Source organism: Cupriavidus sp. AU9028 (assembly GCF_019795295.1).
Taxonomy (GTDB): domain Bacteria; phylum Pseudomonadota; class Gammaproteobacteria; order Burkholderiales; family Burkholderiaceae; genus Cupriavidus.
Window position 1 is genome coordinate 33,188 of sequence record NZ_JAIMCG010000018.1, and the last position, 25,150, is coordinate 58,337.

Here is a 25,150-nt window from a genome sequence, read left to right on the forward strand (position 1 = left end):
TTGCAAGCGTCGGCGCCAGCCGTCCACCTGCATGCATGTCAAAGAGCTGGAGTTTTTCATGCCGAAGATGAAGACGAAGAAAAGCGCTTCCAAGCGCTTTACTGCACGTCCGAACGGTTCGTTCAAGCGTGGCCAGGCCTTCAAGCGTCACATCCTGACCAAGAAGACCACCAAGAACAAGCGTCAACTGCGCGGCACCCAGGACGTCCATGAGACGAACCTGAAGTCCGTTCGCGCGATGATGCCCTACGCATAACCCCTGACGACAACGAAAGGAGAATTACATGCCTCGAGTAAAGCGTGGGGTCACTGCACGGGCCCGTCACAAGAAAGTCATCGACGCTGCCAAGGGTTACCGCGGCCGTCGCAATAATGTCTACCGTATCGCCAAGCAGGCGGTCATGCGTGCTGGCCAGTACGCATACCGCGATCGCCGCAACAAGAAGCGCGTGTTCCGCGCACTCTGGATTGCGCGTATCAATGCCGCGACGCGTGAGCATGGCATGACCTACAGCGTGTTCATGAACGGTCTGAAGAAGGCCTCGATTGAGCTGGACCGCAAGGTGCTGTCGGACATGGCAATTCACGACAAGCCTGCCTTTGCCGCCATCGTCAACCAGGTGAAAGCCGCCGTTGCCTGATGCCGGTTCCGGTCGCGCAAGCGACCGGGCGCAAGCATAGACCGCAAGGTCGACCGCGGCCACCGCAAGGGGCCGCCGAAACGGGGCTCCGCAATGAGCCCCGTTTTTTTTTGGTCCGGCGCCTGCCGGCCACTCGAACACCCAAACTAGCCGTCCACCCCGCCATGTCACTGGATCCGGATCAAATCGTCGCTGAAGCGCAGTCCGCCTTCGCCGCCGCCACCGACAACGCCACGCTGGAAAACGAGAAAGCCCGCTTTCTCGGCAAGACCGGTGCGTTGACCGAATTGCTCAAGACGCTGGGCAAGCTCGACCCGGAAACCCGCAAGGAGCAGGGCGCACGGATCAACCAGGCCAAGCAGCAGGTCGAGGGCGCATTGCAGGCGCGCCGCCAGGCGCTGGCCGACGCGCTGATGAACGAACGGCTGGCCGCCGAAGCGATCGACGTCACGCTGCCCGGACGCGCCGTTGCGCGCGGCAGCCTGCACCCGGTGATGCGCACCTGGGAACGCGTCGAGCAGATCTTCGGCTCGATCGGCTTCGATGTCGCCGACGGTCCGGAAATCGAGACGGACTGGATGAACTTCACCGCGCTGAACAACCCGGACAACCATCCGGCGCGTTCGATGCAGGACACCTTCTACGTCGACGGCCGCGACAGCGACGGCAAGCTGCTGCTGTTGCGCACGCATACCAGCCCGATGCAGGTCCGCTATGCGCGCATGCACGTCGAGAAGTATCGCGGCCAGGACCGGATGCCGCCGATCAAGGTCATCTGCCCGGGCCGTACCTACCGCGTCGACAGCGACGCCACCCATTCGCCGATGTTCAACCAGGTCGAAGGGCTGTGGATCGGCGAGACCGTCAGCTTCGCCGACCTGAAGGGCGTCTATACCGATTTCCTGCGCAAGTTCTTCGAGCGCGACGACATCCAGGTGCGCTTCCGCCCGTCGTACTTCCCGTTCACCGAGCCGTCGGCCGAAATCGACATGGCGTTTGGCAACGGCCGCTGGCTCGAAATCTCCGGCTCCGGCCAGGTGCACCCGAACGTGCTGCGCAACATGGGGCTGGACCCCGAGCGCTACATCGGCTTCGCCTTCGGCTCGGGCCTGGAGCGCCTGACCATGCTGCGCTACGGCATCAACGATCTGCGCCTGTTCTTCGAGGGCGACGTGCGCTTCCTCAAGCAATTCGCCTGACCTTGCCGCCCCCGCAGCCATCGGCTGCCGCGGCCCAATCTAGAACACCACCGGACCAGTAGCGTCATGCAATTCTCGGAATCCTGGCTTCGCAGCTTCGTAAATCCCGATCTCACCACCGACGAACTCTCGCACCGGCTCACCATGGCCGGACTCGAGGTCGAGGAGGTCAAGCCGGTCGCGCCCCCGTTCGACAAGATCGTGGTCGCTCGCGTGCTCGCCACCGAGCGCCATCCCAATGCCGACCGCCTCAACGTCTGCCAGGTCGATGCCGGCACCGGCGAAACCCTGCAGATCGTCTGCGGCGCGCCCAATGTCCGCCCCGGCATCCTCGTGCCCTGCGCGCTGGTCGGCGCCGTCCTGCCGCCGGCGGAAGAGGGCGGCAAGCCCTTCGAGATCAAGGTTGGCAAGCTGCGCGGCGTGGAGAGCTACGGCATGCTGTGCTCGGCGCGCGAACTGAAGCTGTCCGAAGATCACGAGGGCCTGATGGTCCTGCCCGAAGACGCGCCGGTGGGCAGCAACATCCGCGGCTATCTGGATCTGGACGACCAGGTCTTCGAGATCAAGCTCACGCCGAACAAGGCCGATTGCCTGTCGGTGCATGGCGTCGCCCGCGAAGTCGCCGCGCTGACCGGCGCAGCGCTGACGCTGCCCGACATGACGCCGGTGCCTGTCACCATCGACGACCGCCTGCCGGTGCGCGTGTCCGCGCCCGACCTGTGCGGCCGCTTCTCCGGCCGCGTCATCCGCGGCGTCAATGCACGCGCCGCCACGCCCGACTGGATGGTGCAGCGACTGGCGCGCGCCGGCCAGCGCAGCGTCTCGGTACTGGTCGACATCTCGAACTACGTCATGTTCGAGCTCGGCCGGCCGTCGCACGTGTTCGACCTCGACAAGATCGAAGGCGGACTGGAGGTGCGCTGGGGTCGCGCCGGCGAACAGATCAAGCTGCTGAACGGCAACACCATTACCGTCGATGACACCGTTGGCGTCATCGCCGCCGACAGCGGCCTGGAAAGCCTGGCCGGCATCATGGGCGGCGACAGCACCGCCGTCTCCGACGACACCACCAATATCTACCTGGAGGCCGCCTTCTGGTGGCCCGAAGCGATCCAGGGCCGCGCGCGCCGCTACAACTTCTCGACCGATGCTGGCCATCGCTTCGAGCGCGGCGTCGACTACGCCACCACCGTCGAGCACATCGAGCGCATCACCGCGCTGATCCTGCAGATCTGCGGCGGACAGGCGGGTCCGATCGACGACCATATCGTCAACCTGCCACAGCGCCAGCCGGTGCGCATGCGCGTCGCGCGCGCCGAGCGCGTGCTCGGCATCCCGCTGCAGTCCGACGAAATCGCCGCCGTATTCGAACGCCTCGGCCTGTCGTTCACCCGCGGCGAAGGCGCCGACGGTACCGTGTTCGAGGTCACGCCGCCCAGCTACCGCTTCGACATCGAGATCGAAGAGGACCTGATCGAGGAGGTCGCCCGCATCTACGGCTTCGAGCGCATTCCCGCCCGTCCCCCGGTCGCCATCAGCGAAATGCGGCCGACCGACGAAGCGCGCCGCTCCGCCCATGCCGTGCGCCACGCCGTTGCCGCCCGCGACTACCAGGAAGTCATCAACTTCGCCTTCGTCGAAGAGAAGTGGGAGCGCGATTTCGCCGCCAACGACAACCCCATCCGGCTGCTCAATCCCATCGCCAGCCAGCTCGCCGTGATGCGCTCCACGTTGATCGGTGGACTGGTCGACAAGGTGCGCTACAACCTGAACCGCAAGGCCTCCCGCGTGCGTCTGTTCGAGGTCGGCCGCGTCTTCCTGCGCGACGCCGCGACGGTCAATGGCGGCCTCACCGTAGCGGGCTACGATCAGCCGATGCGCGTAGCCGGCATCGCCTACGGCCCGGCATTCGAAGAGCAGTGGGGCCTGCCCACCCGGCAGGTCGACTTCTTCGACGTCAAGGGCGATGTGGAGAGCCTGCTGGCGCCCCATCAGGCCCGCTTCGAACCGGTCGACCATCCGGCCCTGCACCCGGGGCGCGCTGCCCGCGTGCTGCTGGACGGCAAGGCGATCGGCATCCTCGGCGAATTGCACCCGCGCTGGCTGCAGGCGTACGAGCTGACGCATGCGCCCGTCGTCTTCGAACTGGACCTCGCCGCGCTACGCCAGCGCGGCCTGCCGGCCTACACCGAGATCTCGCGCTTCCCTGCGGCGGTGCGCGATCTGGCGCTGGTGGTCAAGCAGTCCACCCGGGTCCAGGACCTGCTCGACAGCATGCGCGACGCGCTGCAGAAGCAGGGGTACGGGGGCTATCTGCAGGGCCTCGTGCTGTTCGACGAGTTCCGTCCCAAGGCCGCTTCCACCGCCATCGGGGCCGACGAGAAAAGCCTTGCCTTCCGTCTGACCTTGCAAGATACTGGGGCGACCCTCCAGGACGAGACCGTCGACAGCGCCGTGCGCTGCATGGTCGAAGCCGCGACCGCCAGCTTCGGCGCTCGCCTGCGCGGCTAGCCACCCGCCTTGCACCATCGACCGCCCGGACATCCGTATCCGGGCGGCTGGCAGCCTGAACGACATGAACGACCGACACGCGATTCTGATGACCGACGCAGCATTTGGCGAGACTGGCGACCGGCACGCGGCTCCCCTGACAGACGAACTGCCGGAGGCCCGCGTGACAGAAGTCCCGACGCTCACCAAGGCTGAACTGGCCGAGATGCTGTTCGATCAGGTCGGCCTGAACAAGCGCGAATCGAAGGACATGGTCGAAGCGTTCTTCGACGTGATTCGCGAAGCCCTGGAGCAGGGGGACTGCGTCAAGCTGTCCGGCTTCGGCAACTTCCAGTTGCGCGACAAGCCGCAGCGTCCCGGGCGCAACCCGAAGACGGGCGAGATCATCCCGATCACTGCACGCCGGGTCGTCACCTTCCACGCCAGCCAGAAGCTCAAGAGCCTGGTCGAGGAACGCGCCGGTATCGCCGCCAACGGCTGATTACGCCGTGGCTGGTCCAGCGTCCCGAGGTCATCCTTTGGACGATTGCCCGCCACGCCGCTGCTCGGTATCCTGCTGTTCCCGCGCCGACACAAGCGCGCCCATTCACCCGGCCGCGCCCCGGCCTGAACCCCGTCGTCCGTCCACCGCATGTCGGATAAATCGAGCGAGCGCGTCACCTTGCCGCCCATTCCAGCCAAGCGCTACTTCACCATCGGGGAAGTCAGCGAGCTTTGCGCCGTCAAGCCCCATGTGCTGCGGTATTGGGAGCAGGAATTCACGCAACTGAAGCCCGTCAAGCGCCGCGGCAACCGCCGGTATTACCAGCACCACGAAGTCCTGCTGATCCGGCGCATCCGCGAACTGCTCTACGAGCAGGGCTTCACCATCAATGGCGCCCGCAACCGGCTTGACGACGCGCGCCAGCACGCTACGTCGGCCTCCATGGATGCTGCGGAGCCGGCAGCGGAAGCGCTGCCCGTGGTCGCCTCGCCGACGGTGGATGTGGGCTCGCTGCGCCGCGACCTGGAGCAGGTGCAGCTCGTGCTGGCCCAGCTGAAGCAGATCGCGGCAAAGGGCTAAAAAAGTGGCCCTTCGGTTCTAGCCAAGGCGATGATGCTTCTGTTATACTTTTGTGCTTTCGGGGCGTAGCGCAGCCTGGTAGCGTACCTGCATGGGGTGCAGGTGGTCGGAGGTTCAAATCCTCTCGCCCCGACCAGTAAAATCAAGGCCTAGCGGGTTTTCTCGCTAGGCCTTTTGTCTAACTTGGATGCAGTTGTCTAACTTGATATAAAATCGTGTTAGGCGAAGTGGCACCCGGCGCACATGGGTGCACCGTCATGAAGTTCTGTCATCGGAATCTTCCATGCTCAAGCGCATTCCCACTAGGCTCGGCAAAGAGCCCCTCGTAGACGCGCTCTTTCAGATCCGGTTTCTGTCTGTCTCCTCTTCGCTTGCGACCCTACTTCCTGGCTTCCTATTCGCTAGGAACGTTGGCGTCTTACCCGGCATTCAGCGACTACCACTTGCGGATATACCGCAGCATGTAAGAGACAACACTCCCGAGTTGCAGTATCACCCGTTGTTGCGAATTGAGTTCGAGCACTTTTTTGCTACAGTTGGCGATAAGGTTGTCGTTATTGGTTGTAAGCTGCCATATCCCGGTTGGACAAGCTTCAAGGCTAAGATCTTAGAAGTGCTAGATGGCTTAGGCCCCCTTGACATCTTGAGTGAAGTAGAGCTCGTATCCCTCAAATACGTTGATGTACTTGAGAAGGCTGCTGCGGGGGACGGTATCAGTCAGCTTGAGGCTAAAGTGGAAGTCGCAGGGAGAGTCGTTTCTTCAGGCAAGACGATGTTAAGAACATCATTCTTGGCCGATGGACTTTCAAACGATCTTCAGCTGTTTACCCCCTTTGATGGGGAAGTTGCCGGGCGCGGTGCATTGCAAGGCATCGCGATAGAGGTCGAGACCACTATGGCGCGCGAGATTTTGACGGCCCCACCCGGTTTGGAGGCAATGCCGCAACATCTAGATCGCCTTCATGGGGTAAATAAGTCCGTTTTCTTCGATGTGCTGACAGAAGAAGTCGTCGGAAAGCTGGACCCGATATATGAATAGCTCAAATATCGAAACAAAGGCCAATGGACTCAACTCGGCTCTCTTTGCCACCATGCTGTTGGCAGGAAGCATGAACGCAATTGCCATTCCGTCTCATCACGGGCCGGATGCTCTTCGCTATTCGATTGGTCAGAACTTGCATTATTTTAAGGGCGCGAGCCGCCCGCTATGGCGCTCGACTTGGTCCGACGCTGGTGACGCTGAAAATCGTTCAGGAAAGGGGACTGAACCTATTGCCACACGTGATGCGTGGGCTCAGCTTCGTCACACAGTGGAATTGGCAGGTATCGATGTCGACAGATCGGAGTTGATCTATAGGATAGCTCGCCAGTTTATTGACGCTCGCGAGATTCAGCTAGTAGATGTACAGGCTCGCCTTTCGGTAGATCCGGAGGAAGGCGTTTCTTATGCTGCTATCCGTTTCCTTGCGGATATGGAGTTCGAGGCCGCAATGGAAGCTGATTGGGAGATGGCTTCAGAGATCCTCGAACATAACGAATTTCCAGAGGGCCTAACGGTCTCACTCCGATCGATCGCATAACGATGATCTCTATCGAAGAGTTAGGCGCATACGGTCGTGGCTTGGTGGCGTCAGATGCCCCGGAGGTCCAGCTAAGAACCGCGGCGGGACGGATGTATTATGCTGCATTTCACCGCTGCCGCGCTGCGAGTGAAGTTCACTGCAATGAGCTTCCCAAAGAGGATTCCGATAATAAGGGATCGCACCAAAAGGTATATGCTCGTCTTGAGCGGCATTGCCGGAACACCGCCATATCGGACCGCCGTTTGCGCTTAATTTGTCAAAGAGCGAGGGACATGCTCGAATTGCGAGTACGAGCCGACTACCATATCAACGACACCTTCGACTACAAGGCTGCTCGAGAAATGCAGTCCTTGCTATTTCAGCTTAATCGAGAATTTGCGGAAGTCGATAGAGAGATCCAGATGGGCGCGGCGTGCTGATGCGGATACCAAGTCCTTTCCCACGATTGATAAAATCAAAGCCCGGCGGATTAGACCGTACGGGCTTTTTTCCTAATATGGCCGCAATCGTCTAAGTTGACTGCCTCATGCGCACGGGACTGACACGTTCGACCTCCCGCGCTTTGATGTACTGCGCAGTCATGTCGGCGGTCGTATGGCCACCCAGCGCCTGCGCGGCCTCCTCCCCATCCTGCCGCCTCTTGTCGGTCAGAGCCTTGGCTCGGATGTCGTGGAAGTGCATGCCCATCAGGAACCGCTTATCGGGTTCCTGCCCTGCCTTCTGGCAATCAACCTCGTAAGACTTCCTCGCCCTCTGGCAGGCACGCTTCCAAGCCGTCTGCGCGCCGCTGTAGGTGAACCGGCCCCCTGACTGGGTGCATATCACCGGGCCGATTGCCTTTACCTTGCCTGACTTAGCGGACTCCAACGTTGCCTGTAGGTCCGGCGTCAGCTCAACCAGCATCCTCACGCCAGAGCTATTCACCGTCTTCGACGGGTGAAATAGGATCCCTTCGTGCGTTACGTCCGACCAGTTCAGCGCCAGCAGGTCCCCGATGCGCTGCCCTGTCTGGTACGCCAGATCGATCAGGGCGACGATAGTTCGGCCAGACGGGGTTGGCTTGCCGTCGGCCCCAAGCATCGCCGCGGCGCGAACGGCAGCAAGCTCCTCGTCGGAAATGTACCGGTCCCGCTTGCCTTCGCTGGCCCCGGCAACTTCGCTCACCGGGTTGTTGTTCCTCAGCCCCTTCCGCACGGCGAAGGTGAACATCACCGACATGAGCGCCCGGTACTTGTTGCTCGCGTTCGGCTTGCTCTCAAAGTGCTTGTCGAGAAAGCGCGCCACGTCCTTAGGCTCTACGTCCTCCACCCGCCAGTCCTCATCGAACTCGGATCGGATGAAGGTCGCCATCCGGCGGTATTCCTCTTGGGTCTTGGGCGAGTATTTCTGCAGCTTCGTCCTCAGCCATGAGTCGATCAGCGCCGGCATGGTGTCCTGAGCCCGATCGTCTGCTTCCCGGTTGAAGGCCGCAAGCTGTTTGTGCCGGACGATATCGGTGGTCCCAGTCACCGCGCGAACGTTTCAGGCAAGGTTGAGTCCGGGAAGGTCACGCCAGCGCACGCAAGGGTAGAAGTCCTCTGATCAACCGGCCGTACTGCATGGATCCACGGTATAGCAGTCGATTGCCAGCGCGGAATGCGCCCTTACGGCAGGGGAAAATGTGCCGAACGGTCTGAGACCAAGCGGGCCTTTTTACTTCCGGGTCGACCTATCTGACGAACACTAAGGCCCCGGATTCCCAATTCTGCAGGCTAGGCCACTCGATTCCTCCTCTCCACAAAGCTGGTGAGGCACAGGGGGCTATCGGCTCGATTCGCGGGTATCACCAGACTATCGGCACTTTGTCGTTCTTGAGAGCGGGCGGGACCGGTGGACTGGAAGAACGTCAGTGAACGCTAGCCGAGCAGAGCCCTGTTGAGGGTGGGGCGGGCCACCAGCGCTATGGCGGCATAGCTTCCGAGAATAGTCGCGATGCCAAGCAGTGCGGGGCTGCCAATCTTGGGCAAAAGCCACAGCACCAGGAACGGGTGAACGCAATACAGCGCCAACGAGTTGCGGGCCATGAACCGGACGACAGGGCCTGCGGGGCGCTTCAGACAAAGAAGCAAAATCAGCGCCGCAGCGGAGGTGCCGACCAGCGAAAGCCGCGTGTAGGGCGGCACAATGAGACTTTCGCCCGGTACGGGATTAGGAATTGGCTGCGTCCACCACTCAAGGCAGATGCATGCGACGGAGAGCAGGAGCAGCGCGGTAGCGCAGGCCAAGGATTGAGACGAGCGCTCGGGACGATGGCGTACCAATAGTATGGCCGCTCCCGCATAGGGGAAGAAGTTGACCGGGTTCCAGTAGGCGGTGGCCCACTCGACGGCGTGCTCGGCCGTAAGCCATTGCATGACGGGGATCCCTGCGCAGAGCAACAGGAAGACGATCCAGGTGACGACTCCTCTTGTTCGCAACAAAAGGGCGGTCAGGACCAGCGCTGCACCGAGGGCAAAGAAGAAGTAAAAGACCGTACCGAAGGCGTAGATCACCGATTTGAAAGGCGTTTTGCTCAAGGCCTCCCATATTGTGTCTATCCCGCCGTAACCGGAGGCAAAGATGATGTAGGCGACAGGCCAGAACAGGCCCAATACTGCCAAGCGTCTGAGGCGTTTGGTGAGCGTCCCGCTTCCTCCGCCCTTCAGTGCATAGAGGTAACAGGAGGTCAGTACGAAGAACGGCACTGCAACCAGGAGCACAGAGAAGTTCAGCAGGTCCAGACCGCTAGGGCGGTAATGTACGGTTGCGCTCTTCCATACATCCGGCGAGCCGGGCGCGTGCGTATGCCATAGAACCACGAACAAGGAAAAAAGGGCTCGCCCATAGTCCAGCCCGTTGATACGCCCACTCTCTTGCATGCGGTTGATTTCAATTGATACGAGCCCGCATTCTAGCGGCCACGTTGAAAACGGCGGACTGAACCAGCCTACGAGGCTACGGGAGTGTCGCCCATTGGCGACCGCCGATATCCCGCTCGTCGCGCCTCTATCGCACGCGCAAGCGCTCCCCCGAGACGCTGGGTCGGGCGCTCCACCGCATGAAATGCCAGAAAGGCACTAGCCAGGGTTGCGACAATAATGCCGACAGGGTAGGCGCCCAACGGAATAAGTTCAGCCTGCAGTTCCGGAGAAGCCGACTTGGCAATCGCCTCCGCGGTGTAGATCACCGGCAGATGAAGCAGATAGATCGAATACGTGTAGTCGCCCAGTGCGCCCGCGCGCCTGGAGATGCGGTCCTCGAACAGGACGACGGAGAGGGCGAACAGCGCTGCCGGAATACCCCAGCCAATGAAGCGCGGGAGTTCCGTGTCGATGGCGAACAGCAGCACCTCCATGCGGGGGACGCTCATGCCCCAGTTATGCGGCCAGTCCGTGCCGTGGGCGGCGAAAACCAGCAGGGCGGTGCTGCAGATCAGGATTGGCATGCGCCAGCGGCGCAGGCTCTCCCAAAGGTCCTTGCGCAACCACAGCAGGCCAAGGGCGATGCCGAACGCAAACTCGACGATGATGGACGCGGTGAAATAGATGGTGTTGTCGATCAGAAGCGAAGCGCATCCGAGCAGCGTGACTGCCACTGCCGCGGCCTTGGTTTTCCATGGCAGAAGCATGCAGACCGCCGTCAGCGCATAGAAGTACATCTCGAAATGCAGGGTCCAACCGGCGTGCAAGGGAGGATCCCAGAATCCGGTCGGGCTCAGGTAGGGCGCGAAAACGAGCCATTTCCAGTACGACTGCAGCTCCACGCCGCGTGTCGCCATGTATGCCATCGTGACGAGGGCATAGAGCGGCCAGATGCGGAAGATCCGGCGCACTGCGAAGGCAAGGGCATTGCGGATTCCCGGGGCACGGTTGGCCGTGGTCACGACCATCAGGAAACCGCTGATGCAGAAGAACAGGTCAACACCGATGGACCCGCATATTTGCATGCCGCCGCCGCAATTGAGCACATTCCCAACCGGCAGGGCCCAATTCGGGATGTGCGCGAATAACACCGACAAGGCGGCGATGAGCCGCAGCAGCTGAATGCTGTTTAGCATCTTTTTATTCGGAATTAAGCCAGATTGTTCTGCGGGGGAGTAAAGGGAATTATGGGATCCCGACCTGGTTCAGGACCAAATTCCGCACGGTGCTTGAATGTAGCACATGCAATTGCGCGGGCTCGGGCTCACGCACCAGGCTGGCAATTCGAGGGCTGTTTCGAGGGAATAACGCATATGAAATGCGTTGATTCTGGCAGCAAGGCGGGGACGCAGATGGGAGTGGCAAGCATGCCGCACCATGCGGACGTCGCGCGCAAAGTGGTCCGCTTAAGACGCCCCGGCGGAGCGCTGTCGTCCCTTTGAGACAACCGTCTCCCCGCCGCCCAGAACGCCTACGGCCGCAGCCCGCAGCAACCGCCTGAAGGTCGGGCACTCGAGATGACTCGGTGCGGGACAGGCGGCCGCGTGCCGGAGCCCGTCCCGTATCGCCGTGAGCCGGGCGATGGTCCTGTCCAGTTCGTCCGCCTTCGCATAAAGCCGCTTCCGGTCGATTCGCGGGGTGCCGTCGGCGGCGAACATGCGAGCGATGTCGTCCAGCGAGAACCCCGCCGCTCGCCCGAGGGCGATCAGCGCGAGCCTGTCCAGTACGCCCGGCTCGAAGACGCGCCGCAGCCCGCGTCTGCCGACGGAGGCGATCAGCCCCTTTTCCTCGTAAAACCGCAAGGTGGAGGCGGGAACGCCGGAGCGTTGTGCAACCTCGGCAATGTCCATGGACTGGTCCTTGACTTCAAGTTGACTTGAAGTGCCATGATGTCTTTCATGAAGTGCGGACGCAAGTCGCAGGGAGGTGGTGATGGACGATCGGCAGCAGGGGTACGACGAACAGGCGGCGCTCTGGAACGGGGTCGCCGGACAGGGATGGGTGAGGGCACAGCGCGTGCTCGATCGCCTATTCGAGCCAATGGAGGCGGCGCTGGTGCAGGCCGTGGTGCAGCGCGGCCCGGGGCAGGTGCTGGACGTCGGTTGCGGCACGGGCGCAACGACGCTGGCGGTGGCGCGTGAGATGGGCGAGCGGGGCCGCTGCATTGGCATCGATGTGTCCGGACCGATGATCGATGCCGCGCGCCGGCGTGCCGAGAACGAGGGTTCGCTCGCGCAGTTCGTCTGTGACGATGCGCAGCGCTACCGCTTCGCGGCGGGCAGCTTCGATACGGTGATCTCGCGCCTTGGCGTGATGTTTTTCGACGACCCGGTAACGGCTTTCCGAAACCTGCGTACCGCGATGCGCGAGGGCGGGGTGGTGAGAGCGATCGTGTGGCGCAGCGCCGCCGAGAATCCCTTCATGACCGTGGCGGAGCAGGCGGCCGCGCCGCTGATCCCGTCGCTGCCGGCGCGGCAACCGGGTGCCCCCGGACAATTCGCGTTTGCCGATGCGGGCCGGGTGAGCGATATCCTCGAACGCAGCGGATGGGCGGATATCGCCGTGCGGCGGGTGGATTTTGCCTGTGGGTTCCCGGCCGCGGAACTGGCCGGCTACGTGACCAATGTGGGGCCGGTGGGGCGGGTGTTCGGGGATCTGGACCGGGACACGCGGGAGCGCGTTGTCAGGACGGTGCTGCCTGCCTTCGATCGCTTCCTGGATGCGGGCGAGGTGCGTTTCACCGCTGCCTGCTGGCTGGTGGAAGCGACGGCTCCCTCAGGGGAGGGCCTGCACCATAGGTGAGCAGGTCGCCCGGTCGTTTTCCCTCACCGCGAGAGGCGCGCAGGTGCAAGCGGGGACAGCGGCACGCGAGATTATTTATTCAATTGGAGGCGCCGAGAGGGAGTACAGTGGAGTGTCACCCATCCGCTGGAGATCGTCATGGACAGCAGTCCGAGTTCCACCTACAAGGGATACGATTTATATCCCCTGGTCTACAAGTACGAGCCTCCCCGGGAGTGGCACGAGCGCCGGCCCGATCGCGAATACAGCGCGTCGGTGGTGATATGCGAGGAGGGGCGTGAGCCTACCCAGGGCGTCGCCCGTGTCTTCGGGATTCGGGACGAGCACTGGGAGTCGCTCGGTGCCGCGAAAAGTGCGGCGCTGAAGGAAGGCGTGCGGATCATCGACGGTTTTGCCGGCGCTGCATCGATGCCCAGCTCGTAGGAGCGCGCCGCCGCTGGTGTCAAGCGGACCATAAACGCGGCGAGCGAGGCCGGTCCCGGCCGTTCCCACGTCTCGAAGGCCCGTGTAACCGGACGGTTATGCGGGCCTTTTCTTTTTCAAGGTCCAGCCAGAGCGAAGTGCTACCAGTCCACGTCCGACGAGGCTCAAATCGGGACCAGTCCCGGTTTTTGGAGGCAGTAGTAGGCACGGAACGTAAGCTGCAGCCGAATTCCTGAAGTCATTCGAGGTGTAGGAGGCAATCTGCCGTTGGGTACCCGGAACGTTAGTCCCGATGGCGTAGGTCGGACGTCATTGCGTGGCAGTTGGGACGGTCGTCCGGGTATCCACCTGAACAAGGAAGCGGTGGCACGACAAGCGTTGTGCCACGGCTCTGTTGGGACCTGGATGAGGGACGAGATATGTCAATGGTGGTCGATGGCGACAGCCGCAAGCCAGACGCGGACAGCGATGTATGCATGACGGAGTCCGAGACGTGCCCGGCTGACTGCAAGGGCGGTGTGCGGGCTCGGCGGTGGCTGACCGTATCGGCGGTGACCGCGCGGCGGCTGTCGCCGGCCATCATCCGCGGCCAGAAGGCGTCGATTCAGCGGGAGCTGGTGAGAACCGCCAGGCAGTTGATGCGCGAGTTCGGTCGCCCGCTGATCTTGCGCCGCGTGCTGTTGTCCGGCGAGGATATCGCGGACCCTTGGCGGCAGGCGGGCACCGAGTTCAAGTTTACCGGCACGCTGTTCGACTTTCCGGTGACCAATGGCGACACCGCCTTCGCCAGCGAGAGGCTGATCTTGCTGGGCGACAAGCAGTGCTTTCTGGTGGCCAATGGGTTGCCGGCGCCGGTGCCTGGCGACCAGGTGGTCTCGGGGCGCGAGATCTGGAAGGTGATCTGGGTAAAGGCATTCAGTCCGGCCGGCAGGCCGGTGCTGTTCGAATTGCACGTTCGCCGCTGAATCGCGCACTGTTCCGGCGCTCCCTCGAACGAGGCGCGGCGCGCGGGCATTCTGGCGTTGTGGCAGGAATACGAAGACGCCGCCTCACCGGAGGCGAAGACGGTCAAGGCGCTGGACAAGCTGGACAATCCTTCAGCATAACCAGGGCATCAATCCTGCCGATTTCGATTACGGGTTCATCGATTACGGGTTCGGTCTGAACTGCGGGAAGCAGCGCGAACGAGAATACGCTCGCGGGATCGCGCCTAGCCTTCGCCCCGACACCCGGACCCCCGCGGCCTGCCTCCCGATGGGCGATCCTGTTCCAGGAACGCCCACAGTGCGGTGTCCCGGGCAAGGCCGCTGCGAACGTCCCCGATCGCCTTCTGGACCGCCGGGCCCGCATTGATCGCGCTGATATCGATATGCGGATTTGCGTCGGCAAAGACCCGGAAAATCTCGTCGGCGAACGGCCGGCCAATCGCATCGACATGTCTGAAGTCAAGTACGACCGACTGGAATCGCCGCAGCGGTGCGAGCAGGCGCCTGGCTGAGGAGCGGGAGGCGAGGCTGTCCGCGCCGGATCGCAGGAAGCGGACAGGGATCATTGCGATACCGAATCCGGTGTCCTCGCCATTGCGGTCCGTGTCCATCGCAACTCCGGGTTGGTCCATGCAGCCGGGGCGAAAAAAGCCCGATGTGGCGCCAGGACAGGATGCGAGTGTCCTGGTAGCGACATCGGGCAAACGACAACATCAGGAAATCGGTGTGGCGAGCGGCCGATCCGATCGTCGAGGCGGCGACAGGACCGGCACCCATCCGCGATTGCCACACCGAGAGCAAGCTTAATTGGGTAGTTGGGCGGCGCTAGCGGAAAACGCCATTGGCTGTAGCTAAGCGGAATGCGGCGTGCGGGCAAGGGCCGCGGAAGCCGTCAATCCTTGCCGCCGTAGGTTTCATCCTCGCGCTTGCCGGCGATGACCATGACAGTTGCGAGCGCGCCGACGCAGGCGCCCAGCATGAAGATCGCGATCCCGAGCAGGAAGGTCATGGTTTCCTTTGTTTTTTCGCTGGCCAGAGTGGTGGATGCAGAAGGCAACCGGGAGTGTATCCGGGACGCCCGCACGGTCGGGATGCGGGGCGCTACCTATTGCTTGTCGTCGATGAAACAACGTTGAACGGACTTTGCCCGACTGTGGCAAGGGCTGTGCACGCTGCCGGCGTGGATCTTTAGTTCGCGAACATCGCCGGTCACCCGGCGCTCTGGACGGTTTGCGTCTCGGCGGCGCCAGGGGCGTCGAGCCTGCGCATGACTCGGGCGGGATTGCCCACGGCGATGACGTTGGGCGGAATGTCGCGGGTGACCACGGCGCCGGCACCGATGACGCTGTTCGCGCCGATGGTGACGCCGGGCAGCACGATGACGCCCCCGCCCAGCCAGACGTTGTCGCCGATGACGATCGGCTCGGCGGCCTCCCACTTCTGCTGGCGCGGAGCCGGGTCGACGGGATGCGTGGGTGTCAGCAACTGGACGTTCGGGCCGATCTGCACGTCCGCGCCGATGGTGATGGGGGCGACGTCCAGCGCTACCAATCCATAGTTGATGAAGGTGCGGGCACCGACGCGGATGTACTTGCCGTAGTCCACATAGATCGGGGGCTTGATATGGGCATCCGGCGCGATGGCGCCGAGGAGACGTTCGATGGTTTGCCGCGCGGCATCGTCGTCACTGCCGTACTGGGCGGCGTAGTCGCGCGCCAGTCGATAGGCTTCGCGCGCCTCGGCATGCAATTGCGGATCGTCGGCGATATACAGGTCGCCGGACTGCATTCTCTCTTTCTGGGTGCGGGTGTCCGCCGCGCCTGGCGGCGGACTGCCTGGATCCTGCATGGGTACGTGTCCATCGCGGCTGGATGCCGCACTGAACTGTGCGACTGCCGGAGCGGTAGCCCGGTTCCCGCTTCCCGGTTTCTGCTCCCTGCTTCCCGCGTCCGTCAGCCCAGGTCCAGCTCGCAGCTGGCGATCGGCCGCGGCGATCCACTGCCGCGTGGGGGCAGGGGGTCCGGGGCGCTGTCCATCGCTTCGGCAGGGTAGTTGCGCAGGAAGGTGCGGGCGCGTTCGGGGTCGCGGCAGCTCAGCCAGTCATCCCACTCGTCGCGCGGTATCACGACGATGCTGCGCTTTTCCTTGCCCGGTGCATGCATGCGCCCCATCAGGGGATGCTTGTCGGCGTTGACGGTGAGCATGGTGAACGAGACCAGTCCGTCGGGCCAGTCCCGCCACAGGCCGGCCACCGCGAGCACCGGCTCGTCGCGAAGCCAGATGCGGTGGCGCACCGGTTTTGGTCCCAGTTCGTAGTTCGGTTCATAGAAGCAGAGCATCGGCACCAGGCATCGCTGGCCGCGCTTCCACGGTCCGCTGAAGGTGGGCCGCTCGCCTATGCTCTCGGCACGCGCATTGGTCGAATCGAATTTCCTTGCGCCCGCCGGAATCCGGTCCCTGGGCACCATGCCGAAGCTGGCAAGCACCGCGTCCCGGTGAGCCGGCGTATTGGCGCGGATGATGGGAGCGAGATAGCCCGGCCACGTTTCCGCCTTCCACTCGAGAGGGGGCGGCTCGATGCCGAAAATGTCGCGCAGGACTTGCCGGTGTATCGGTGCGTAGTTGGTGCACATGGCGATCGCTGTTCAGTGCTGTCTGGATGAGGGAGCCGGGAGCGCGCGCCGCTAGCGCCGTCTGCTGCCTCCGCGCCGCGCCGCACGCAGATCGACGGAGACGACTTCGCTGCCGCGATCGTCGGTGCCCTCCGTGCAATCTTCGATACACAGTTCCCCGGCCAGTTCTCGTCGCAGGGCGTTGAGGATGATGTGAAAGGCCGAGGTGTTCGATTCTCTGTCATAGAGCGGGAAACACGCGGCGAGCTGATGCGCGCGGCGCACGATGGCATGCAGGCGGGCGATTTCCCACAGCAGGGCGCGGACTTCGGGCGTGCGGTTGCGCTGGTACATGGCCTTCATGTCGCCCCGCGTCAGAGGCGGGCGAAACCGACGCTGCTCGGGCTCGCTGGCGGTATCGACTTCGCCGGAGGCCACTGCCGTGGCCCAAAGATGCTCGTTGCCGCGCGAATGCATTTGCCAGGATGCGCCGAGGTCACATGAATACTGTATGGATATACAGTATATCCGACCTGTGGCGGCCCTGGCCCAGGAGAGCGGCAACGCGAGCCCTCCCTGGCGCGCGGGATGGCCCGGCGATGCAGAGCAGAGACAGGGATCAGGACTGCTGCAGAGCCAGCGCCGACACCGAGGTAAGCCACCCGGTAACGAGGCACACGCCGATCCAGCCGCTCGCGATGAGGACGATGTCTCGCCAGTTCAACATGTCAATCTCCCGCCTGTGCGTGTCGCTTGCAGAACGAGAAGACAAAAGGCCTTCGCCGGTCCGATTTCAGGGACCGGAGAGCGGGGTTGCTTCTCGCATGACGCTAAGCCTAGTCAAGCCGGCAAGGGATGAGCGGGGCGAGTTGTAAGGGAGTTTTTCAATGCTGCGTACTGCCGTCTCGGGCAGCGCAATCTGTAAGGGCGCTGTATCAGGCAGCCCGAAGGGCCAGGGCGGAAGACAAGCGCGAGAAGGAAGGAGGGAAGGGACGAGGGAAGGGAGGCAGAAGCGAAAAGAGGATGGCAGGCGGCCATCCTCCTGGGCGGATCGGCGGGAGGGTCAGGGCGTGCCGCCGAAATGGCGGCGCGATTCGATGCGCCCGTCGTCGCCATGAACGATCAGGTCCACCTTGTCCAGGCGGGCTTTCTCGCCGCCGGCGGCGACGGCTTCTTCGCGCGAGGGATAGTGCGAGGTGGCGCCGTCGGTTCCCTCGACTTCGACGGCCCAGCCATTGCGCGTGGTGGGAATGACGTGGACATTCCGGTTCATCGGCGTGTTCTCCTCTTGCAGCGGAGCAGGGGCCCCGAAAGCGGGCAGGACGATACGCCGCGCGTCAGGCCACCAGCATTTCGTGCTCGGCGAGCCGGCGGATCTCGCCGTCGCGTTCCTGCACCAGCAGCCCGACACCGCGACGCCGCGCCGCGGCCATCGCGAGCTGCAATGCGTCGTCGCGCGCGTCGTACTTGAGGATGGAAGTGGCTTGTCCTTCCACCGTCAGTTCCCACCCGCTGAGGGTGGCTTTCAGGACGAAATTGCGTGGCATGGTAGTCGGTCCGGAGCACACAGAGAGATTGCATCGTAGTCCACCGGTGCGGTCGGCAAAATGGGTGTCCGTCCTACGCGGCGGCCGCCTCCCGCACTGGCTCGCATCAGCCGCGCACGTTGGCCGGATCGTTGCCAAAGCTGTTGCGCATGCGGATCTGACCGTCGCGGCCATGGACGAGCAGCTCGACCTGCTCGCGACGGGCGATGTCGGTGGCCGCTTCGATCGCTTCTTCCTGGGTCGGGTGATGGGAACTCGGTGCCGCGTCGCCTTCGCGGCTGACATTCCAGCCGGTGCCGTGCGGTACGACATGGATGTTCTTCGATCGCATGGTCTGCTCCTTGTAGTGGTCCCTTATTTCTAAGGCCGGACGACTGGCGGGGGTATCCGCTCGTCCGACAGGAGCCGCATCCGGCGCCCTTGTCGCGTGCTAGCATCGATTGCATGAGGACCACGGGAGAATTGCCATGCCCAAGCGCGAACGGACCGGCCGCGCGTTGCAGGACGAAGTCAGCCGCCGCATTCAGCGGCTGGACGAAATCGTGGAGGACGGGGTGCGCGTCAGAGTGCCGCAGCCGCAGCCGCATCCTCGCGATGTCCGCGGTCGCAACTGGGATATGCAGGGCTTCAGCCACGTGCGCGGATACGAACGAGCGATCCGCGCGGTGGTGGACAAGGTGCGGGACGAGTACGACCTGGCGCCAGAGTTGACGCGCGGCGATCCGTTTGCGCCGGTGCAGCAGGCCGACCAGGAACGGGCAGCGCAGAACCCGTTCGGCTGACCCCGGCGCTGCGCCGGGACGTGCCCGGCCGGATCAATCCGATGTGGGCAGCGCGCCGGCCGGCGGCTGGGTTTGCGGTGCCTGGGGGACACCGGCCGCAACGTAGCGGAGAATGGTCTTCGCCAGGGCCTTGCCCTGTTCGCCCAGCTGCAGGTATTCGGCAGCAAGTGCCGCATTCTGCCGGATATGGTGGTCGGAGAACATCGAGGCGATCACGATGCCGCGGTCGCCCGCCATGCTCAGCGCGAAGTACATCGCGAGCTGGTTGTCGTCCAGCCGCGGCAATCCCAGCTCGGCGAGCGCCGCCCGCACGGCGGGCTGCGCCGCGCTCTCGGCGAGGCCAGCCGGCCCGCCAGCGTACGGCCGGGACACGAACCAGGTCTTGCCCTCTCCCTCCGGCACGGGCAGCCGGTCCAGCAGGTTCAGATTGGCCTCGAACAGCACCGCCTGCGCCCGGCTGGCAGTGGGGGAGTACACCATGTCGGCGGACTCGGCTGTCAAGCCCCAATGCCGGATCTTGCCGTCGCGCTGCGCGTCTTCGAGAAAGCGCAGCAGTTCATCGGTCACGACTTCGGACGAGGGCGGGTCGTGGATCATGTAGTAATCGATGTAGCCGGTACGGAGCTGCCGCAGCGATTCCTCCAGGCAGTCGCGTGCATAGTCCACCGCGTAGTTCCGGTTGGCCAGGGCGACGCGGGACGCGGCGCTGACCATCTTCTGGCCGCCCGGCAGCCGCTTGAGCCAGCCGCGTGCAAAGCTCTTGGCCAGGCCAAGCGCGCGCGTATTGCGCGGCGGCACCACGCCGAACTTGGTGGTGACGGTCAGGTCCTGGCGCTTGTCGGCGATGAATTCGCCCAGCAGGCCCTCGGCTTCTCCAAAGCCGTACGAACGGGCGACATCGAAATGGCGGATGCCATTGTCGTAAGCCGTATGGAGGGCTCGCAAGGCATCCTTCTTTCCCACCCGGCCCAGGATGGGGGCACAGCCAAATCCCAATCGGGTCGACATTCAACACTCCAGCAGGACAGATCTCACTGCGCGGTCTCGACAACGCGATCGGCAATGGTCTGGGCATTCGCACGGGCGACAGCTTGCGAACTGCTCTGCGCTGTCTGCGTGGCAAGGCCGTCGGCAATATGGTCTGCCAGACGGGCAGAGAGCGCCAGAATGGTCAGCGTCGGGTTGGCCTGACCGGAGGACGGAAATACGGCGCTGCTGGCTACGTAGAGATTCTCGGTGCCGAACACGCGGCAGTTGGGATCGACCACGCCATCGCGCCAGTGCGACGCCATGCGCGCGGTGCCGATCTGATGGAAACCATCGGCGGCCTGTGCCAGCGCGGCCTCGATACGTTGTTCGTCCTTGTACCAGTATTCGAGCTGGCCCACGCCGGTCCGGCGCAGATGGCTGTCGAGCAGGGCATGGCAACGGATGACCGACTCGGCGTCGGCGTGCTGGTAGCGCAGGTCGATCTTGAGCCGCCGCATGCCGTGGCAGTCGGTGCTGTCGGCGAGGCTGACGCGGCTGTCCCACGAGGGCAGTTGCTCGGCATGATAATGCAGCGCATAGACGTTGCGCGGGCTGCGCAGGAAGAAGCCCGGCAGGCGCGGGCGCGCGAAATAGCGCCGGTAGACGAAGGGCGGCACGAAGGCGGCAATGCGCGGCAGATCGCGGCTGACATTGCGCAGATGCGCGAGCTGGTCGCGCCGTTCGCTGGCGCTGGTGACCAGTTTGGCGATCGCGGGCGGCGCGAGGAAGCGGCTGATGACCGGCGTGCGAAGCGCCAGGTAGGCGAAGGACAGGATGCCGTTGCCATGCGCGGGATCCGCGGGAGGATGGTTGTCCAGCCACATCGCGGTATTGAGCAACCGCTGCTCGCGCTGCACGCGAGCGGGCACGGTGAAGCGGCGGCGAGCATAGAATCCGTCGCGATCGCGCTCGAAGTGGTAGACCGTTTTCGCGGCGTCCGAGTGGAAGCGTACGCTGGCGATCTTGCCGGAGATATGTCCCATGTAGTGCCGGCCCAGCATGCCGCTGCGATTGCCGAGCCGGTCGCCGTGCCGCGCATTCGCGTTGAGCAGCAGGCGCGTGACTTCCAGCCCGCCGCAGGCCAGCACGAAGCGGTCGGCCTGGATGCGCGTGCGGGTGCTGCCGCTGGCCACCACGATGCTGGCGATGCGATCGCTGCCGGGCATCGGCTCGATCTCGACGCAGGTGGCGTTCAGCAGCAGGCCGGCCGAGGGGTCCTGCTCGAACCACTTGCGGTAGCGGCGCGCGAAGTTCGGCTCGCCGCTCCAGCGTTCGAGTTCAGAGGCCATGACATCGCCATCCTGGAAGCCGGCGGCGATGGCCATCCGCGCAGTCTTCGCGTCGAGGCGATCGAGCGTGAAGGCCGGTTGTCCGCAGTTGGCGTACTCGCAGGCCTTGGCATACCAGGGGGCGAGGGTGTCGATGGAGAACGGCCAAAATGCGCCGGGCGCGTAGTCGCGTTCCTCGAAGTCGATCGGGTCGAAGGGGATGCAGCGGCCGCCCCACAGCCACGAGGTGCCGCCGAACGCGCGGCGCACGGCGTCCTGCATGGGCGCGTGACGTTTGCCGTCGACAATCTCGGCGTCGCACATCGCCTGGGCGTCGGCGTGGAAATTCTCGATGCCGCTTTCCACCAGGATCACGGGAATGCGGCGCTTGCTCAATTCCATGGCGCAGGTGATACCAGCCGGCCCGGAGCCGACGATGCAGACACCAGTCGTCAAGGTTGTTGCGTGCGTAGATGGGCGCAGTACCATTTGGGCTTCTCTCCGGCAGCCTCGTAGCGGGATGCCGGCGCGCACATCCCTGCCGCGCTCTCGTGGGGCGCCTGGCATTGTGGCTCGTCGGCAGGTGCCAATCTAGATTCGGCCCCGGGCATCGTCCGTGCGGTCGCGCACGTTATGTTGCGGTACGGAAGGCGACTGTGCCAGGGGTATCACCGCCGCCACTCGTGGGCGCGATCATGATGGAGATCGAATGCAGGAAAGCGGACGCGACCAGGTCGCGGAACTGAAACGAAGCAAGGCGCAGGCGCGCAATCTGCTGCTCGGCGCGGTGCTGGTGTTTTTCGTCACGCTGGCGTTTCCGCCGGGCTTCGCGGTCGGCCTGATCCGGGCCATTGCGGAGGCGGCCATGGTGGGGGCGCTGGCCGACTGGTTCGCGGTCGCCGCGTTGTTCCGCCATATCCCGTTGCCGCTGGTCGGCGGTCATACCGCCATCATCCCTCGTCACAAGGACCAGATCGCGGACAACCTGGCGACCTTCGTGCAGGAGAAATTCCTCGATGCCGATTCGCTGGTCGAGCTGATTCGGCGCAACGACCCGGCGCAGCGGCTGGCGCACTGGCTGAGCCGCCCCGCGAATGCGCAACGGGTAGGGCGCGCGGTGCTGCGGATCGCGAGCGGCATGCTGGAGCTGGTCGACGATGCGCGCATCCAGCGTTTTCTGCGCCGCGCCGCCCATGCGGCGATCGACCGCATCGACCTGTCCGGCTCGCTCGCGCAGATCCTCGACGCTCTTACCAGCAACGGGCGCCACCAGGAGCTGCTCGATGCTGCCATTGGGCAGCTGGTGCGGCTGCTGCAGCAGCCGTCGACGCGCGTCTTTATCGCCGGTACCATCGTGAACTGGCTCAAGACCGAGCACCCGCTGAAGGAGAAGGTGTTGCCGACCGAATGGATCGGCACGCATGGATCGGAGATGATCGCGGACGCCGTCAACAAGGTGCTGGACCAGATCGGCGCCGACCCCGAGCATCAGCTGCGGCAGCGCTTCGACGAAGCGGTCGCGCGGCTGGTGGACCGGCTGAAGCACGATGCCGATTTCGCCCGCCGGGTGGACGACATCCGGCGCTATGTGAAGGAAGACGAGGCGCTGAACCGGTATATCGCGGGCCTGTGGGGCAATATGCGCCGCTGGCTCCAGGCCGATATCGCACGCGAGGATTCGGTGCTCGGGGGGCGGGGTGCGGATGCGGCGCGCTGGCTCGGGCAGACGCTGAGCGCGGATGCTTCCCTGCGCGAGGCCATTGATGGACATCTGCAGGATGCGGCCCGCACGCTGGCCCCCGATTTTTCCCGCTTCCTGACCCGGCATATCCGCGACACCGTGCGCGGCTGGGAGGCGCGCGACATGGCGCAGGTGATCGAACTCAATATCGGCAAGGACCTGCAGCGGATCCGCATCAACGGCACCATTGTCGGCGGGGCGATCGGATGTGGCCTCTACCTGATCTCCTGGGGCCTGACGCACTGGCGCGGCATGGTGGACGTGGGCTTCTGAGCCCGGGCGTCCGGCCTGAGTCGAGCCAGGGCGCAAAGCAAAAACGCCGGAGGCGTGGCTGCGCTCCGGCGTTTCAACATGCTTTCGGAATTCGGTGGTGGGGCGTGAGTGACTCGAACACTCGACCTACGGATTAAGAGTCCGCTGCTCTACCAACTGAGCTAACGCCCCAACGAAGTCCGCTATTCTAGCGCCGCGATTGCGGAAATGCAAGCCCCCCGCGCATGGCGCGGCAGGTGGCTACAATGGCGCGCTGTTGCGGAGCCGGCCAGCCGCTGCCGCCCACCAGACCCCCGTAAGGAGCCCCCTTGAGAACGTTGATCCTGACCCATGCCGACGTACTTGTCACGATGGATGCGCAGCGCCGCGAGATCCCCGACGGCGCGCTGGTGGCGCGCGGACCGGAGATCCTGTGGGTCGGGCCGACCGCGGACCTGCCGCCGACCTATCGGGCCAGTCTCGACGATGGCAGCGCGCAGCGGCTGGACATGCGTGGGCACGTCGTGATGCCGGGTCTGGTCAACACCCATCACCACATGTACCAGAGCCTGACCCGCGCGGTGCCGGCCGCGCAGAACGCGGAGCTGTTCGGCTGGCTCGAATCACTCTATCTGCTGTGGGCGCGGCTGACGCCCGAGATGATCCGGGTGTCGACGCGCACGGCGATGGCGGAGCTGATGCTGTCCGGTTGCACTACCACCAGCGACCATCTGTACCTGTATCCGAACGGCTCGCGCCTTGACGATGCGATCGAGGCGGCCACGCAGATGGGCATGCGCTTTCATGCGGCGCGCGGTTCGATGAGCGTGGGACGCAGCCAGGGCGGCCTGCCGCCGGACTCGGTGGTGGAGCAGGAAGCGGCCATCCTGCGCGACAGCCAGCGGCTGATCGAGCAGTACCACGACGATGCGCGCCATGCCATGCTGCGCGTGGTGCTGGCGCCGTGTTCGCCGTTCTCGGTGTCGCGCGATCTGATGCGGGAGTCGGCGGCGATGGCGCGGGCCTACGGTGTCTCGCTGCATACGCACCTGGCCGAGAACGACAACGATGTCGCCTACTCCCTGGAGCGCTTCGGCATGACGCCAGCGCAGTACGCCGAGGATCTGGGCTGGGTCGGGCGCGATGTCTGGCACGCGCACTGCGTCAAGCTCGACGGCGACGGCGTGTCGCTGTTCGCGCGCACCGGCACCGGTGTCGCGCATTGCCCCTGCTCCAATATGCGCCTGGCTTCAGGCATCGCGCCGGTGCGCGCCATGCGCGATGCCGGCGTGCCGGTCGGGCTGGGCGTGGACGGCAGCGCCTCCAACGACGGTGCGCACCTGCTGGGCGAGGCGCGCCAGGCGATGCTGCTGCAGCGGGTCGGCTATGGTCCGGCGGCGATGAGCGCGCGCGAGGCGCTGGAAATCGCCACGCTGGGCGGTGCAAGGGTGCTGAACCGCGACGATATCGGCGCGCTGGCGCCCGGTATGTCGGCGGACGTCGTCGCGTTCGACCTGTCTGCGGTCGGCTATGCCGGGGCAGGGCACGATCCGGTGGCGGCGCTCGTGTTCTGCAATCCCGGCACGGTGTCGACCAGCGTGATCAACGGCCGCGTGGTGGTCAGCGAGGGCCGGCTGCTGACGGCGGATCTGCCGGCCGTGGTGGCGCGGCATCGGGAGCTGGCGCGCGAGCTGGTGCAGGGCGCGCGCTGAAGCAGGGTGGGCTGAAACAGGGCGGGCTGAAACAGGGCGGGCTGAAGCGGCGAGGCGCGG

General features: G+C 64.2%; 28 protein-coding genes, 2 tRNA genes and 1 pseudogene. 17 read left to right on the top strand and 14 right to left on the bottom strand.

What is annotated here, in order from left to right; all coding sequences use genetic code 11:
- Window positions 1–58: 58 nt before the first annotated feature.
- The 10 genes from rpmI (at window position 59) to K6V06_RS17745 (ending at window position 7,416) form a co-directional block, all read left to right on the top strand.
- Window positions 59–256: a 50S ribosomal protein L35 gene (rpmI, locus tag K6V06_RS17700; RefSeq protein WP_006575466.1), complete on the top strand. Its 198-nt coding sequence runs from the start codon at window positions 59–61 to the stop codon at window positions 254–256.
- Between the two features lie 28 nt (window positions 257–284).
- On the top strand, window positions 285–641 hold the full coding sequence (gene rplT, locus K6V06_RS17705) for a 50S ribosomal protein L20 (RefSeq protein ID WP_006575465.1): 357 nt from the start codon (window positions 285–287) through the stop codon (window positions 639–641).
- Between the two features lie 164 nt (window positions 642–805).
- Window positions 806–1,840: a phenylalanine--tRNA ligase subunit alpha gene (gene pheS, locus K6V06_RS17710; protein WP_222245440.1), complete on the top strand. Its 1,035-nt coding sequence runs from the start codon at window positions 806–808 to the stop codon at window positions 1,838–1,840.
- Between the two features lie 66 nt (window positions 1,841–1,906).
- Complete coding sequence (gene pheT, locus K6V06_RS17715) at window positions 1,907–4,351, top strand: phenylalanine--tRNA ligase subunit beta (RefSeq protein ID WP_222245441.1); 2,445 nt, start codon at window positions 1,907–1,909, stop codon at window positions 4,349–4,351.
- Window positions 4,352–4,415: 64 nt separating this feature from the next.
- Window positions 4,416–4,832 (top strand): integration host factor subunit alpha, encoded by a 417-nt coding sequence (locus tag K6V06_RS17720; protein WP_222245442.1) that lies wholly within the window; start codon window positions 4,416–4,418, stop codon window positions 4,830–4,832.
- A 150-nt stretch (window positions 4,833–4,982) separates the two neighbouring features.
- Window positions 4,983–5,414 carry a MerR family transcriptional regulator gene (locus tag K6V06_RS17725; RefSeq protein ID WP_222245443.1) on the top strand — a complete coding sequence of 144 codons (432 nt, stop codon included), beginning with the start codon at window positions 4,983–4,985 and terminating at the stop codon, window positions 5,412–5,414.
- Window positions 5,415–5,473: 59 nt separating this feature from the next.
- A tRNA-Pro gene (locus K6V06_RS17730) sits at window positions 5,474–5,550 on the top strand.
- Between the two features lie 147 nt (window positions 5,551–5,697).
- Complete coding sequence (locus K6V06_RS17735; protein WP_222245444.1) at window positions 5,698–6,453, top strand: TIGR04255 family protein; 756 nt, start codon at window positions 5,698–5,700, stop codon at window positions 6,451–6,453.
- Window positions 6,446–6,994 (top strand): hypothetical protein, encoded by a 549-nt coding sequence (locus tag K6V06_RS17740; RefSeq protein ID WP_222245445.1) that lies wholly within the window; start codon window positions 6,446–6,448, stop codon window positions 6,992–6,994. Before K6V06_RS17735 ends, K6V06_RS17740 begins: the two co-directional genes overlap by 8 nt.
- 2 nt (window positions 6,995–6,996) lie before the next feature.
- Window positions 6,997–7,416, top strand: a complete 420-nt coding sequence (locus tag K6V06_RS17745; protein WP_222245446.1) for a hypothetical protein — start codon at window positions 6,997–6,999, stop codon at window positions 7,414–7,416.
- Window positions 7,417–7,507: 91 nt separating this feature from the next.
- On the opposite strand, the gene K6V06_RS17750 is transcribed toward K6V06_RS17745, so the two are convergent.
- From K6V06_RS17750 to K6V06_RS17765, 4 genes are all read right to left on the bottom strand, one after another.
- Complete coding sequence (locus K6V06_RS17750) at window positions 7,508–8,425, bottom strand: tyrosine-type recombinase/integrase (protein ID WP_255581927.1); 918 nt, start codon at window positions 8,423–8,425, stop codon at window positions 7,508–7,510.
- Window positions 8,426–8,892: 467 nt separating this feature from the next.
- A complete protein-coding gene (locus K6V06_RS17755) occupies window positions 8,893–9,894 on the bottom strand; it encodes an acyltransferase (protein ID WP_222245447.1) in 1,002 nt (333 codons plus the stop codon).
- Window positions 9,895–9,962: 68 nt separating this feature from the next.
- Window positions 9,963–11,072 (bottom strand): acyltransferase, encoded by a 1,110-nt coding sequence (locus K6V06_RS17760; protein WP_222245448.1) that lies wholly within the window; start codon window positions 11,070–11,072, stop codon window positions 9,963–9,965.
- A gap of 270 nt (window positions 11,073–11,342) precedes the next feature.
- Complete coding sequence (locus K6V06_RS17765) at window positions 11,343–11,786, bottom strand: helix-turn-helix domain-containing protein (RefSeq protein WP_222245449.1); 444 nt, start codon at window positions 11,784–11,786, stop codon at window positions 11,343–11,345.
- Window positions 11,787–11,868: 82 nt separating this feature from the next.
- Between K6V06_RS17765 and K6V06_RS17770 the strand changes: the two genes are divergently transcribed.
- The 4 genes and pseudogenes from K6V06_RS17770 to K6V06_RS20795 all read left to right on the top strand — a co-directional run.
- Window positions 11,869–12,738: a class I SAM-dependent methyltransferase gene (locus tag K6V06_RS17770; protein WP_222245450.1), complete on the top strand. Its 870-nt coding sequence runs from the start codon at window positions 11,869–11,871 to the stop codon at window positions 12,736–12,738.
- 138 nt (window positions 12,739–12,876) lie between these two features.
- Entirely contained in the window at window positions 12,877–13,161 is a 285-nt protein-coding gene (locus tag K6V06_RS17775) for a hypothetical protein (RefSeq protein ID WP_222245451.1), read from the top strand.
- Window positions 13,162–13,589: 428 nt separating this feature from the next.
- Window positions 13,590–14,126 carry a hypothetical protein gene (locus K6V06_RS17780; protein WP_222245452.1) on the top strand — a complete coding sequence of 179 codons (537 nt, stop codon included), beginning with the start codon at window positions 13,590–13,592 and terminating at the stop codon, window positions 14,124–14,126.
- A 39-nt stretch (window positions 14,127–14,165) separates the two neighbouring features.
- Window positions 14,166–14,316: pseudogene (locus K6V06_RS20795) on the top strand (HD domain-containing protein); the annotation flags it as partial.
- A 55-nt stretch (window positions 14,317–14,371) separates the two neighbouring features.
- On the opposite strand, the gene K6V06_RS20800 reads toward K6V06_RS20795, so the two are convergent.
- From K6V06_RS20800 to K6V06_RS17815, 7 genes are all read right to left on the bottom strand, one after another.
- Entirely contained in the window at window positions 14,372–14,758 is a 387-nt protein-coding gene (locus K6V06_RS20800; RefSeq protein WP_255581928.1) for an STAS-like domain-containing protein, read from the bottom strand.
- 598 nt (window positions 14,759–15,356) lie between these two features.
- Window positions 15,357–15,935 (bottom strand): sugar O-acetyltransferase, encoded by a 579-nt coding sequence (locus K6V06_RS17790; RefSeq protein WP_255581929.1) that lies wholly within the window; start codon window positions 15,933–15,935, stop codon window positions 15,357–15,359.
- 164 nt (window positions 15,936–16,099) lie between these two features.
- Entirely contained in the window at window positions 16,100–16,780 is a 681-nt protein-coding gene (locus K6V06_RS17795) for an SOS response-associated peptidase (RefSeq protein WP_222245454.1), read from the bottom strand.
- Window positions 16,781–16,831: 51 nt separating this feature from the next.
- Complete coding sequence (locus K6V06_RS17800; protein ID WP_222245455.1) at window positions 16,832–17,236, bottom strand: hypothetical protein; 405 nt, start codon at window positions 17,234–17,236, stop codon at window positions 16,832–16,834.
- A 586-nt stretch (window positions 17,237–17,822) separates the two neighbouring features.
- On the bottom strand, window positions 17,823–18,032 hold the full coding sequence (locus K6V06_RS17805) for a DUF2188 domain-containing protein (RefSeq protein ID WP_222245456.1): 210 nt from the start codon (window positions 18,030–18,032) through the stop codon (window positions 17,823–17,825).
- Between the two features lie 64 nt (window positions 18,033–18,096).
- Window positions 18,097–18,306, bottom strand: coding sequence for a DUF2188 domain-containing protein (locus tag K6V06_RS17810; protein WP_222245457.1), 210 nt, complete (start codon window positions 18,304–18,306; stop codon window positions 18,097–18,099).
- 106 nt (window positions 18,307–18,412) lie between these two features.
- Window positions 18,413–18,637, bottom strand: a complete 225-nt coding sequence (locus K6V06_RS17815; protein WP_222245458.1) for a DUF2188 domain-containing protein — start codon at window positions 18,635–18,637, stop codon at window positions 18,413–18,415.
- Window positions 18,638–18,773: 136 nt separating this feature from the next.
- Here K6V06_RS17815 and K6V06_RS17820 point away from each other — a divergent pair, with 136 nt between their 5' ends.
- The gene (locus tag K6V06_RS17820; protein WP_222245459.1) at window positions 18,774–19,088 is read left to right on the top strand and encodes a hypothetical protein; all 315 of its coding nucleotides are present in this window, start codon (window positions 18,774–18,776) and stop codon (window positions 19,086–19,088) included.
- Between the two features lie 33 nt (window positions 19,089–19,121).
- Here the strand turns inward: K6V06_RS17820 and K6V06_RS17825 are convergent, their stop codons facing one another.
- Window positions 19,122–20,096 (bottom strand): aldo/keto reductase, encoded by a 975-nt coding sequence (locus tag K6V06_RS17825; protein WP_222245460.1) that lies wholly within the window; start codon window positions 20,094–20,096, stop codon window positions 19,122–19,124.
- A gap of 23 nt (window positions 20,097–20,119) precedes the next feature.
- Window positions 20,120–21,841, bottom strand: coding sequence for an FAD-dependent oxidoreductase (locus tag K6V06_RS17830; protein ID WP_222245461.1), 1,722 nt, complete (start codon window positions 21,839–21,841; stop codon window positions 20,120–20,122).
- Between the two features lie 253 nt (window positions 21,842–22,094).
- Here K6V06_RS17830 and K6V06_RS17835 point away from each other — a divergent pair, with 253 nt between their 5' ends.
- On the top strand, window positions 22,095–23,399 hold the full coding sequence (locus K6V06_RS17835) for a DUF445 domain-containing protein (RefSeq protein WP_222245462.1): 1,305 nt from the start codon (window positions 22,095–22,097) through the stop codon (window positions 23,397–23,399).
- A 95-nt stretch (window positions 23,400–23,494) separates the two neighbouring features.
- Here the strand turns inward: K6V06_RS17835 and K6V06_RS17840 are convergent.
- Window positions 23,495–23,570, bottom strand: a tRNA-Lys gene (locus K6V06_RS17840).
- A 137-nt stretch (window positions 23,571–23,707) separates the two neighbouring features.
- Here K6V06_RS17840 and K6V06_RS17845 point away from each other — a divergent pair.
- On the top strand, window positions 23,708–25,090 hold the full coding sequence (locus K6V06_RS17845; protein ID WP_255581930.1) for an 8-oxoguanine deaminase: 1,383 nt from the start codon (window positions 23,708–23,710) through the stop codon (window positions 25,088–25,090).
- Window positions 25,091–25,150 lie beyond the last annotated feature (60 nt).